This is a genomic window from Termitidicoccus mucosus (assembly GCF_038725785.1).
Classification (GTDB): domain Bacteria; phylum Verrucomicrobiota; class Verrucomicrobiia; order Opitutales; family Opitutaceae; genus Termitidicoccus; species Termitidicoccus mucosus.
The window spans coordinates 6082797-6094875 of record NZ_CP109796.1; the positions used below are offsets into that span (position 1 = coordinate 6082797).

8 protein-coding genes are annotated in these 12079 nt (G+C 62.7%); 6 read left to right on the top strand and 2 right to left on the bottom strand.

Annotation, left to right across the window (positions count from 1 at the left end):
- Nucleotides 1–88 precede the first annotated feature (88 nt).
- The 4 genes from OH491_RS21210 (at nucleotide 89) to OH491_RS21225 (ending at nucleotide 7040) form a co-directional block, all read left to right on the top strand.
- The gene (locus tag OH491_RS21210; RefSeq protein WP_068772689.1) at nucleotides 89–1069 is read left to right on the top strand and encodes a bile acid:sodium symporter family protein; all 981 of its coding nucleotides are present in this window, start codon (nucleotides 89–91) and stop codon (nucleotides 1067–1069) included.
- A 160-nt stretch (nucleotides 1070–1229) separates the two neighbouring features.
- Nucleotides 1230–3878, top strand: coding sequence for an ATP-dependent RNA helicase (locus tag OH491_RS21215; RefSeq protein WP_068772543.1), 2649 nt, complete (start codon nucleotides 1230–1232; stop codon nucleotides 3876–3878).
- Nucleotides 3879–4061: 183 nt separating this feature from the next.
- Nucleotides 4062–5825, top strand: coding sequence for a hypothetical protein (locus OH491_RS21220; protein WP_334319643.1), 1764 nt, complete (start codon nucleotides 4062–4064; stop codon nucleotides 5823–5825).
- A gap of 255 nt (nucleotides 5826–6080) precedes the next feature.
- Nucleotides 6081–7040 (top strand): hypothetical protein, encoded by a 960-nt coding sequence (locus OH491_RS21225; protein ID WP_068772541.1) that lies wholly within the window; start codon nucleotides 6081–6083, stop codon nucleotides 7038–7040.
- Here OH491_RS21225 and OH491_RS21230 read toward each other — a convergent pair.
- Nucleotides 7027–7799 (bottom strand): IS5 family transposase gene (locus OH491_RS21230; RefSeq protein WP_145928461.1). Its coding sequence is split into 2 segments (ribosomal slippage): nucleotides 7027–7484 and nucleotides 7484–7799, totalling 774 coding nucleotides; the frame shifts between segments, so codons are not numbered across the junction. The two genes, OH491_RS21225 and OH491_RS21230, sit on opposite strands and share 14 nt — an antisense overlap.
- A gap of 85 nt (nucleotides 7800–7884) precedes the next feature.
- Between OH491_RS21230 and OH491_RS21235 the strand changes: the two genes are divergently transcribed.
- Nucleotides 7885–8901, top strand: coding sequence for a hypothetical protein (locus OH491_RS21235; RefSeq protein WP_068772540.1), 1017 nt, complete (start codon nucleotides 7885–7887; stop codon nucleotides 8899–8901).
- Nucleotides 8902–9112: 211 nt separating this feature from the next.
- Here OH491_RS21235 and OH491_RS21240 read toward each other — a convergent pair whose 3' ends face one another.
- Complete coding sequence (locus OH491_RS21240) at nucleotides 9113–11047, bottom strand: potassium transporter Kup (RefSeq protein ID WP_068772539.1); 1935 nt, start codon at nucleotides 11045–11047, stop codon at nucleotides 9113–9115.
- 342 nt (nucleotides 11048–11389) lie between these two features.
- Here OH491_RS21240 and pduL point away from each other — a divergent pair, with 342 nt between their 5' ends.
- Nucleotides 11390–12067 carry a phosphate propanoyltransferase gene (gene pduL / locus OH491_RS21245; protein ID WP_068772538.1) on the top strand — a complete coding sequence of 226 codons (678 nt, stop codon included), beginning with the start codon at nucleotides 11390–11392 and terminating at the stop codon, nucleotides 12065–12067.
- Nucleotides 12068–12079: the final 12 nt, after the last annotated feature.

A 12079-nucleotide genomic window follows, 5' to 3' on the forward strand; every position in this document is an offset into this window, starting at 1 on the left:
CGCTTCCTGGCTTCAACTTAAACTGGCGGCGCAGCCGCTTTCTTCATTTTCTTCATTTCCTTCTGTTCAAAAAATAAAAAACTTCCGCATGGGCCGGCTCTCGCGTTTCAAAATCGACTGGTTTCTCATTGGCTTGGGCGTCGCGACGGCGCTGGCGTGGCTGTTTCCCGGGCCGGGCGCGGAGGGCGGATGGATGCATCCGGAGATTCTCACCAAGGCGGGCGTGGCGCTCATCTTTTTCCTGCACGGGCTGGCGCTGTCGTTCGCGGCGCTGAAATCGGGCGCGTTGAAATGGCGGCTGCATCTGGTGGTGCAACTGTGCACGTTTTTGTTTTTTCCGCTGCTCGGGATTTTGCTGCTCTGGCTCGCGGGCGACCACGTGGCGGGCAATCTGCGCACGGGGATTTTTTACCTGTGCGCGCTGCCCTCGACGGTGTCGTCGTCCATCGCGATGACGGCGGCCGCGCGCGGCAACGTGCCCGCGGCGGTGTTCAACGCGACGCTGTCGAGCATGATCGGCGTCGTGCTCACGCCGCTGTGGATGAGCTGGCTGTTGAAGACCGGCGGGCATTCGCTGCCGCTCGGGCCGGTGATTCTGGACCTGGTGCTGTGGCTCGTGCTGCCGCTGGTCGCGGGGCAGGCGCTGCGGCCGCTGCTCGGCGCGTGGGCCGGGCGCAACAAATCGCTCATCAACAAGGTCGATCGCGGCACGATCCTGCTGCTGGTCTACACGTCGTTTTGCGACTCGGTGAAATGGGGCGTGTGGTCGGAGCACGGCTGGCTGACGCTCGTGTTCGCGGTCGTGGTGGCGGGCGCGGTGTTCTACGCGGTGCTGTTTGCGACGGGCGCGGTGTGCAACCGGCTCGGCTTCACGCCGCCGGACCGCATCGCGGCGGTGTTTTGCGGCTCGAAGAAGTCGCTGGCCTCGGGCGTGCCGATGGCGCAGATCATTTTCGCGGGCAATCCGGGCCTCGGCATGATCCTGCTGCCGATCATGATTTATCACCCGCTGCAACTCATCATCTGCGGCGCGCTCGCGGGACGCTGGGCGAAAAGGGAAGGGGAGTGAGTCAAAAAATCTTTCTCTTTCCTCTTTATCTTTATCTTTCTCCGGACCGGCCGGGGCAAAGAAGAGAAAGAAGAAAGATAAAGAGGAAAGAGAAAGAATCGGGCGTTGCACGGAGGGTTGTCACGCGCTCGCGGACGTTTCAATGTCACCGGCTTTTCCCATGCCGTCTCCGCGCGAACTCCCGATTTACGAACTCGAAAACGCCGTCGTCGCCAGTCTGCGCGCGCAGGGGCGGCTGATCGTGCAGGCTCCGACCGGGTCGGGAAAATCCACGCAGCTCCCGCAGATGCTGCTCGCGCACGGACTGCTCGGTGATGCCGGCGAGGTGGTCGTGTTGCAGCCGCGGAGGCTGGCGACGCGCATGCTGGCGAAGCGCGTCGCGGAGGAAATGGGCTCGCCGCTCGGCGACGTGGTGGGTTACCAAATCCGGCTGGAATCGCGGCTCGGCGAGCGCACGCGCATCCGGTTCGTGACCGAGGGGATTTTGCTGCGGCAGATGTCGTTTGACGCGTCGTTGCGCGGGGTGAGCGCGATCGTGTTCGACGAGTTTCACGAGCGGCATTTGTATGGCGACATCTCGCTGGCGCGGGCATTGCAGATTCAGCAGGCGGCGCGGCCCGACCTGAAAATCATCGTGATGTCGGCGACGCTCGACGCGGGCTTGCTGCGCGAGTATCTCGCGCCGTGCGAGGTGCTGCGCTCGGAGGGAAGGAGTTTTCCGGTGCGCGTCGAGTACCTGCCAAAGGCGGTCAACTTCGACAGCGAGCCGGTGTGGGACGTGGCGGCGCGCGAGTGCGCGCGCGTGGCGGAGGCGGGGGACGCCGCCGCTGGCGGCGGGGATTTTCTGGTGTTCATGCCGGGCGCCTATGAAATCAGCCGCACGGTGCAGGCGATTCAGGGGCGGCGGGAGTTGCGCGATTTCGCGGTGTTTCCGCTGCACGGCGAACTGCCGCCGGAGCAGCAGGACCGCGCGGTGGCGCGTTACGACGCGCGCAAGATCATCGTTTCGACCAACGTCGCGGAAACGTCGCTCACCATCGACGGCGTGACCGTGGTCATCGACTGCGGGCTGGCGCGCATGGCGCGTTTCGATCCGCATCGCGGCATCAACACGCTGCTCATCGAAAAGATCTCGGTGGCGAGCGCCGACCAGCGCGCCGGACGCGCCGGGCGCACGGCGCCGGGCGTGTGCGTGCGTTTGTGGACGGAGCGCGAGCACGGCCAGCGCGCGCCGCAGGAGCTGCCGGAGGTGCGGCGGCTGGATTTGGCGGAGGTGGTGCTCACGCTCAAGGCGAGCGGCATCGACGACGTGGCCGGTTTCCCGTGGCTGGAAAAACCGGACGCGAAAGGGCTGGAGCGCGCGGAGATGCTGCTGGCGGACCTCGGCGCGGTGGAGGAATTTTCGATTTTCGATTCTCAATTTTCGATTGATAAAGACAGGCTGTCCGGCGGCGCGGGAGCGCCTCAATCGAGAATCGAGAATCGAGAATCGAAAATCACCGAGACGGGCCGCCGCATGCTGCGGTTTCCGGTGCATCCGCGTTATGCGCGCATGCTGCTGGAGGCGGATGCGCGCGGCTGCGTGCGGCCGGTGGCGCTGATGGCGGCGCTCACGCAGGGGCGGAATTTTTTGCTGCGCGGCGTGCCGCGCGCGGTCGAGGAGGCGCGCGAGGAAATCCTCGGCGAGGAGCGCGAGTCGGATTTTTTCCTGCTGATGCGCGCATGGCGTTTCGCGGAGAACAACCGCTACGCGCTCGACGCGTGCCGGCGTCTCGGCCTCCACGCGCAGGGGGCGCGGCAGGTCGGGCCGCTGTTCGCGCAGTTTCTCGACATCGCGGAGCGCGAGGGGCTCGACATCGCCGAGAAGCGCGTGGACGGCGCGGCGGTGCGCAAGTGCGTGCTGGCCGGGTTTTCCGACTACCTGGCGAAACGGCTCGACGCGGGCACGCTGCGTTGCGAGCTGGTGCACAAGCGGCGCGGCATGCTGGCCCGCGAGAGCGCGATGCAGCAGGCGCCGCTGCTCGTCGCCGCCGAGGTGAGCGAGGTCGAGGGGCGCGGCGGCGAGGTCAACGTGCTGCTCAGCCTCGCGACGGCGGTGGAGGAGGCGTGGCTGCGGGAGTTGTTTCCCGGGGATTATTTCGAGGCGTCGGGCGTCGTGTATGACGAGTCGGCCAGGCGCGTCATCGCGCGGCGCGAGCGGCGTTTCCGCGACCTCGTGCTGGAGGCCAGGGCGAGCGCGGACGACGTGCCGCCGGACGCGGCGGCGGCGCTGCTCACGCAGCAGGTGCTGGCCGGGAAAATCAAGCTGGAGGCGTGGGACGAAACCGTCGAGCAGTGGATCACGCGCGTGAACCGCCTCGCGGAGTGGTTTCCCGAGCTGGAGGTCAACGTGCTCGCCGAGGCCGACCGCGCGACGCTGGTGGAGCAGATTTGTTATGGCGAGACGAGCTGGCGCGGCGTGAAGGACAAGCCGGTCATGCCCGTGCTGCGCGACTGGCTGACGGCGGAGCAACTCGCCGTGCTCGACGACTACCTGCCGGAGCGCATCGTGATGGCCAACGGACGCCGCTCGCGCGTGCGCTACGAAAAGGAGGGCCCGCCGGTATTGAGCGCGCGGATACAGGAGCTTTACGGCGTGGAGGGCAGGTTCACGCTCGGCCACGGCCGCGTGCCGGTGAAGATCGAGGTGCTCGCGCCGAACCAGCGCCCGATCCAGGTGACGGACGACCTGACGGCCTTCTGGCGCGACATGTATCCGAAGGTAAAGGCGGAACTCTCGCGGCGCTATCCGCGGCACGAGTGGCGTTGAAAACGGCCGAAACCACGCGGGAAGCGGCTTAAAAAGGCGGTCTGGCGTCTGTTGGTGAAGATTCGCGTTCAAAAAAACCCGAAACTTCCCTCTTGCGCCGTCCAGCATTCTACTGGCAGAACTTACCTTTCCCGCCGCGCGCGCGGTGCGCCGGTGCCAGTTCGTTCCAAGTAAAACACCTTCATGCACAGCTTCTCCGAGCAATGTCTCGATATGGCCCGCTCCATGCTGGCCCACAATCTGGACTCCATCCAACCCGACGGCACCATTGCCCCGGTCCCCGGCGAGTCCCCCCGCCTCGATGAGCCCGGCCACGTCGCTTTCGCGCTCGGCGAATACTATCGCGCCACCGGCGCCACCACCCTGAAAGGGGTTGACCTCGTTGACCTTACCGCGCGCTGCGTCACCGCGCAGGTCTTTACCGAGCCCGCCGCCGAGAACGGCCTCGCCTACGCCGCCCTCGGCCTCCTTTGCTTCGGCCCCTCCAAGGAGCGCAACCTCGTATGGGAGCGCCTCGTCGATGAAACCCGCCAGCGCATCGACAAGCAGCTCCTCCACCGCTCCGACTACGACAACCACTGGCAGTCCTTCAACATCGCCAAGGCCGTCGCCCGCTTTTCCTTCGGCCTCTCCAAGAAGGACGAGACCTCGCGCCTCATCGAGCGCATGGTCGATCGCATCAACCAGACCAGCTCCACCGGCTTTTTCGACGACGCCGCGCCCTCCGGCATCGGCGGCAACTTCAACCTCTACGGCGTGATGAGCTTCGTCTTCACCCGCTCCGCGCTCCAGCTTCACGCCAACTCCGGCGTGCGCGACCGCAAGCTCCCCACGCTTCGCACCTACGCCGAGAAATACATCAAGATGATGCCCGACCTCGTCCGCGCCGACGGGCTCGGCTGGGCCTTCGGCAACGCCTCCGGCGCCTACGGCCAGATGCACTGCATCAGCCTCATCCTCCAGGCCCTCCGCGACGGCTGGATCGCCGAGGACCAGAAGGGCAAATACTTCGACCTCCTCCGCCGCATCTTCCTCTATTTCTACCAGACCTACCTCGACCAGGAGCACGGCTTCCTCGACCTCCGCGACACTGAGCGCGACGCCAACAACCACCACACCACGCGCATCGCCAATTTCGACGCCGCCCGCTACCTCTGCCAGTGGTCGCGCCTTGCGAAGACCGTGCAGATGAGCGGCCCGCCCGCCAAGCCCGAGGCGCCCCGCACCGTCGGCCGCTTTGTCATCTTCGACAAGTCCAACCGCAAGGAACAGGGCCTTTTCCTCTACCGCGACGCCGCCAGCGGCCTCCACGCCCAGATCCCGCTCGTCAGTTCCGCCGGCAAACCCGCCAGCGACGTGCTGCCCTTCCCGCACTGCCCCGGCGTCTTCGACTGGCCCAACAACCACTACGCGCCCATCCTCGTCCCCGAGCTGACCTTTGGCGACAAAGTCACGGTGCCCGCCTTCTACGGCAAAAACTGCGTCACCGGCCTCGGCCTCCGCAACAGCTTCTACTTCCGCTACGAGCAACCCGAGCTCATCACCACCGAGGAGGAAATCCTCAAGGGCCTCGGCAGCGTGAAAGTCCAGTGGAACTTTGCCGGCCCGAAGATCAGCGCCGAGTTTGCCTACACGGTGAAGCAGCAGGTCACGCTCGACAAATTCCGCTACATGATCGCGATCGCCGCGCCGCACTCCCGCTACCGCGTCGCCGGCTCGCTCGCCCTCGGAGCGGAAGGCCACCGCTGCACCGTGCAGAAGGACGACTTCCAAGCCGTCTGGCGCGAGACCGAGGTTGTGACCAACGATCCCATCTACCGCACCAACTACGGCAAGATTCACTATCTCCAGCTCCTCCTGCGCGACCATCCGCTCATCATGCGTCCGGGCAACGTTTACCGCCTCGCGGTGAACTTCGAGCCCGACGTCGTCCAGATCGACGGCTGATCCGCGCAACGGAAAGCATTATTTGACCCCCAAAAAGCGCGCCTCCCGAGGGCGCGCTTTTTTGATGCGATTTCAACGCCGTCAGTGACCAGCATCAGATTTTTTGGAGGACTGAGCTCCTGCGAAGCCGTCGCGATGCGATTGCTATGCTTATCTAACTGTCCATGGACCGTGGCTATTTGCGCCATGCTGTGCATCAGAATTATGGGCAATATTCCCAAAATCGATAAGGGTCCTTAAAAAGGACAGATATCAATGAAAACACACTCAACAGATTCCACGTGCCATGGGGCCGGATATCTTCCGGGTGAAATTTCCATTGATCCTCCCAATGGCAAGAAGCAGAGCCTGCTCCCGCCGGTCTCCATCATTGCCGGGCTGGCGCTTTTTCTGGCGTTGATGCTCACACACGGTGCGACACGACTGTCCGCGCAAACGGCGGACTCCGCCCCCGCCCCAAACAACAACGTGGTGATAATGCAAAAAATCGAAGTGCGCGCCGCCCGCTTTTATTGGACACACGCGCAATCGGCGCATTTTGAAATTCTTTCCAATCTCAATGACAGGAAATTTGTCGCCGATGTTGTCAGGAACGCCGAGCAAATCATCACGCTCTACGAGGAAGCCTGCCCTGCTATTTTCAGTCCGCGGCTCGATTTGCCCTCGAAGCTCATATTCATCCAAGACGAAGCCATCGAACGCTTTTTCTCGCCGGCCGGCGTCGGCGCAACATCGGACGATTTCAATGAGCGCATGGCCGGCACACCCTTTCACAAAAACGACCGGCAATTTGATAATCGTTACAAAATCTCGGCTCTCGCCAATCACAATGACGAGCAGCTCGTCATCGTGAAGTTCCTCACGAAAGCCTACATGTCCCACGGCCCAAACTGGTACGAAAAATCGCTCGAATGCGCCGCCGATCTCGCCATCACCCATCTCTATGAGTGCGCTCTCATCCGCGCCAACGGCAAAAAACTCCCTTGGCTCGTCGCCGCGCTGAACGGCATGCGCGGACATCCCAACGGCGGCTCTTTTCGCATGCGCCCTGGGTTCTCTTCAGTCTATGGCAAGGAGGGCCGCTTCTACCGCTCCGGCTGGATAGGCGTGAATGATGATAACACAATCACCCTCGGACGCTATTGCTTGAACTGCGAAACCAGCGCCGCCGGGGCCGCCAGCGATTTCCCCTCGGATTCCCCTAGGACCTGTTAGCACTATTGAGGAGTAGCCAAGAGAGAGCGAAGGAGACGAAAGAGCGGAAGAGGACATCGAGCTTGTCGTAGCGGGTGAAGACGCGACGGAAGCCCTTGATGCGGCGGAAGAGGCGCTCGACGTGGTTGCGCTGGCGGTAAAGCGCCTGGTTGAGTTTCCAGGGTTTTCGACGCAACGGGTTGGGCGGGACGACAGGCTTGAAGCCGAGCAGGCAGGCCAAGCCGCGGGTTTCGTTGCCTTCGTAGGCCATGTCCATGGCCAGGGCGCATCCATGCCTCGGGCATCCCAACTCGCCAATCAGCTCGCGTCCCTCGGGTCCGTCGCCGTTCTGCCCGGGCGAGAGGCGGAAGCCGAGGGCATGGACATCATTCGCGGCAGCCAGATGAATCTTGGTGTTCCGGCCTCCTCGTGATTTGCCGATCGCCTGAGGCCCGTTTTTTTCTCCGCCCCGGTCCCATCGGGGTGGACCTTCACGCTGGTACTGTCCAGCGACACCACCTTCAGCTCCAGATGCACCAGCCCTTCCTTCTGCAGCCGCTCGAACACCCGGTCCCATACTCCGCTTTTGCTCCAGCGATTCATCCGCGTGTAGATCGTGTGCCAGTTCCCAAACCTCTCCGGCAATCTCCTCCATTTGCACCCGTTCTCCGCCACATACAGCACCCCGTTTAGAAAGCTCAGCACATCAATGCTCACATTGCCCCGCTCCACCGGCAGGCTGTCCTTGATTCTCTCCAGGTGTTCCTTCGTCAGTTCCATTCCTCTCCTCATACGCATAAATCACCGTCAAGTGCAATTAATGTTAACACCCCCTAGAAAACAATGGAAACTCTGGGCGAACTTCATGCGTTCCCCCAACATCGGCCTCGGCGACGTTTTCAATAACACCTTTGTCTTGCCGGAAGGCATGGTTGGAACAGCGATCCAATGGCAGCTCACCATGCAGCGCGAAGTCCGCGATTTTTTATACTACAGCCTGTTCGGCCCCGACATCAACACGCCCCGCGCATTCGCAAACTTTGTCCGCGCCGCAGCCGTCACGGAGAAGATAGACGAGACACTCTTCAAAAGTTGCTTCAATGCCGACTATGACGAATTCAAGAACCGCATGTATGCGTATTACAAGACACTCAGCAAAAATGACGCTGCATACGACCGGAATCCATGGGGGCCGACCGGCCTGCGCGTCGCTTTGTCACCCAGCACCACCCCCGCCAAACCCGTTGAACTCAGCCGCTCCCGGCGCGCCGACACCACACGCATCATCAGCGATTGGTTCGATGTCTGCAACGCCCCCGCCAACGCCCGAGCCTCGCTTCTCAAAGCCTGCGACGAATCTCCAGAAGCCGCAGGAGACCCGCAATTCATCGCCACGCTTGGCCTGAATGAAGCGCGTCACGGCGACCGCCCCAAGGCAATCCTTCTTCTGGAAAAAGCGGCCCGCGCTGAAATCACGCGCCCCGGCATCTATCGCACGCTCACCCGACTGTATCTTGAGGATGCTCTCGAACGCAAGGGTGCCGATTACCGCCTCACCGCCGCCGAATTTCGAGACGTGCTCGCCCCGCTCTTCATCGCCCTCGGGCTTCCGCAGCCAAATCCTCAAAATTACATCATCTTCGCCGCCGTGTATGAACACGCCGATATCAAACCCGATACAGCCTATCAAAACATTATCATCGAAGGCTGCCGGAGTTTTTCCGACAACATCGACATGCTCGAAAATATTCTTCCCGCGTTTGCAAAACGCGGCTTCAAAACAGAAGCCGTCAAACTTGCCATGCAATCCGCGCGGAACCCTTTGCCGCCGGAGAAACGACAGCAACTGGACAGATTGATAGAAACGCTAAGAATCTATTGAGCGAGCTCCTGTAAAAACCGGGTTTCATAGAGGGGCGGTATCTTGCTTCCAATGCTGTCCTGCGAAACGCAGACGCAGAAATTGCAAGTGCCCGTAAAACAGCACAATTTGAGCGTTGAAACTGCTCATGATTTGAACGCCGAAACTGGTTTTGCCGGTTCGAGTCCCCATATTTATCACCAACAAATCAGTGATGGATTCCCCTGCCGCTTCACAACTGCACCGGCAGGCCGATCTCGATGATGCGGGTCGGGAGGATCTGGTAATAATCCTTCACCGGGCGGGCGTTGCGGCTGAGGAAGGCGTAAAGGTTCTTCTGCCACTCGAGCATCCGCGCGTCGCCGCCGCCGATGATCATCTCGCGGTTGAAATAGAACGTCGTGGCGTCGAGGTTGAGCGGCACGTCCTGGTGGACGATGCGCTCGCAGATGTTGGCCACGTTGGGCTGCTCCATGTAGCCGTAGCGGCCGGTCGCCCGCCACACGCCCTCGCCGAGGTAATCGAGCGTCATGCGCTCCTCGTCATCCACGTGCGGAATCTCCTCGGTGATGATGGTGAGCAGCACGACGGTCTTTTGGAGGCATTTGTTGGCGGCGAGGTGATGCAGCAGCGCGATGGGCGTGCCCTTGGGCGTGGCGACCATGAAGACGGCGCTCCCCGGCACGCGGACGATGTTTTTGCTTTTTGCGATGTCGGAAAGCTCCAGGTCCATCGTCGCGCCGCTGTAGATTTTCTCGCGGATCTCCGCGCGCCCGGTTTTCCAAGTGTGCATGATCGCGATGACCGCCAGCGCGATGCCGATGGGCAGCCAGCCGCCGTCCACGAATTTGTGCAGCGTCGAGATGAACAGCGCCGCGTCGATCACGATAAAGAACGCGCACAACCCGAGCGAGCGCCAGAGCGGCCAGCGCCAGCGGAGTTGCGCGACGCGGAAAAACGCGAGCGTGGTGACCAGCATCGTGCCCGTGACCGCGATGCCGTAGGCGGCGGCCAGACGGTCGCTGGAGCCGAACAGCGCGACCACGCCGATCGAGAGGAGGGCGAGCGACGTGTTGACGAGCGGCACATAAATCCGGCCGGCCAGCTCCGCGCTGGTGTGGGTGACCTTGAGGCGCGGGAAATAGCCGAGCTGGATGGCCGAGCGCGTGAGCGAAAACGCCCCCGAGATGACCGCCTGGCTGGCGATGATGGCAGCGCAGGCCGCGAGCACCGTGAGTGCCATGCGCGGCAGCCCCGGCGGCACGAGCTCGAAGAACGGATTCACCGCGGCGCCGTGGTGCTCCAAAACGTAGGCGCCCTGCCCGTAGTAGTTCAGCAGCAGCCCGGGCAGCGCGCACCACAGCCACGCCCGCGTGATGGCGGGGCGGCCGAAATGCCCCATGTCGGCATACAGCGCCTCGGCGCCGGTGACGGCGAGGACGACGGAGCCGAGCAGCGTCGCCGCCCCGCCGGGGTGCGTGACGAGCAGATTGACGCCGTAAAGGGGATTGAGCGCGAGCAGGATGCGCGGCGACTCCACCAAGTGCCAGAGCCCGAGCGCGCCGATGACGGCAAACCAGAACAGCATCACGGGGCCGAAAACCGCGCCGATGAATTCCGTGCCCTTGTGCTGAAACCAGAACAGCACGGCGAGAATCCCGCAGGTGATGAACACAATGAGGTTCTGCGCATGTCCGCCGGCGAAAAATCCGCCCGCGCCTCGCAATCCCTCCACCGCGCTGAGCACCGTGATGGCGGGCGTGATGACGCTGTCCCCGTAAAGCAGCGCCGCGCCGAACAGGATCACGAGCAGCGCGGGGCCGATGGGCCGGGGTCGCTTCGGCGGCGGCCCTGGTTCGGTGTCGTGCACCTGGCTGAGGGCCAGGAGCGCGAAAATGCCGCCCTCGCCCCGATTGTCAGCCCGGGTGACGAACCAGATGTATTTCACGCAGACGACCAGGAGCAGCGCCCACGTGATGAGCGAAAGGACGCCGTAAACACCCTCGACCCGCTCGGACGGCGGGAGCGTGGCGATGCACTCTTTCATCGTGTAGAGCGGGCTCGTGCCGATGTCGCCGAAAACGACACCAAGCGCGCCAAGGCAGAGCCCGAGTTTTAGGGCCTTTCGACCGGACGCAGCCGGCTTTTCCGCGGGAACACTGGTCATAGGTGTGGACCGGGATCCTTTTCCCGCGACGGAACCGAGTCGATTCTGTTCTTGCGCGCCAGCGCGAGCGTAGCGCAAGGCATCCTTGCCTGCCGTCGAAACCGAAGGCGCGAAGCGCCGCTGATTCTTTTTTCCAAAAACCAATAAATGCCGCGCTGCGCGCGATAAAATAACGACGGCAGGCACGGATGCCGCGCTACGGTGCGCTGCCGTGTCGCTCCGGGCGTCCGAAAATCACCTGAAAATATATGATTGACTTGCGTCATAAAGCAATGAACCGTCTCGTCGGTCGAATATCCTGATTTCCCCCGCACCACACTTTCATCCTTTTGCACGCAGCTCATGTCACTCGCGCCTCCAGCCCCTCATCGCGCTGAAATCGAACACCTCGTCCGCCGCGCCCTTTACGAAAATCTCGGGCAGCCGATGCCGCGCACCGTGCGCGCGCCCAACCCGCTCCTCGTCAACGTCTCCGCCCGCCACTGCCATCTCACGCCGCAGGCCGTCGAGACGCTCTTCGGCAAGGGCCGCACGCTCACGCCGATGAAGTGGCTGTATCAGAAGGACCAATATGCCGCGAAGGAGTCCGTCACGCTCATCGGCCCGCGCAGTCGCGTGATCTCGAACCTCCGCATCCTCGGCCCCTGCCGCGACCTCAACCAGATCGAGCTCGCCTTTACCGACGCCATCTCGCTCGGCTTCGAAATTCCCGTCCGCAACTCCGGCAACATCAAGGACACCCCCGGCTGCATGCTCATGGGCCCCGCTGGCTTCCTTGAGCTGCCCGTCGGCGTCATCCGCGCCGCGCCGCACGTCCACATGCACCCGGACGACGCCGCGTTTTACCGCGTGAAAAACGGCGATTACATGAAACTCCGCGTCGGCGGCGCATGCGGCGTGACCTTCGACCGCATGTTTGTGCGCGTGTCGCCCGACTTCAAACTCGAGGTCCACATCGACACCGACGAAGCCAACGCCTGCGGCCTCAGCCCCGTCACGCCGTGCGAATTGATCAAATAAACCCCGGTCTCC

Excerpts from the sequence above, each read along its gene's own strand:
- OH491_RS21225 (WP_068772541.1), top strand. The coding sequence starts at position 6,081 with ATGAAAACACACTCAACAGATTCCACGTGCCATGGGGCCGGATATCTT.
- OH491_RS21240 (WP_068772539.1), bottom strand. The coding sequence starts at position 11,047 with ATGACCAGTGTTCCCGCGGAAAAGCCGGCTGCGTCCGGTCGAAAGGCC.
- OH491_RS21210 (WP_068772689.1), top strand. The coding sequence starts at position 89 with ATGGGCCGGCTCTCGCGTTTCAAAATCGACTGGTTTCTCATTGGCTTG.
- pduL (WP_068772538.1), top strand. The coding sequence starts at position 11,390 with ATGTCACTCGCGCCTCCAGCCCCTCATCGCGCTGAAATCGAACACCTC.
- OH491_RS21220 (WP_334319643.1), top strand. The coding sequence starts at position 4,062 with ATGCACAGCTTCTCCGAGCAATGTCTCGATATGGCCCGCTCCATGCTG.
- OH491_RS21235 (WP_068772540.1), top strand. The coding sequence starts at position 7,885 with ATGCGTTCCCCCAACATCGGCCTCGGCGACGTTTTCAATAACACCTTT.
- OH491_RS21215 (WP_068772543.1), top strand. The coding sequence starts at position 1,230 with ATGCCGTCTCCGCGCGAACTCCCGATTTACGAACTCGAAAACGCCGTC.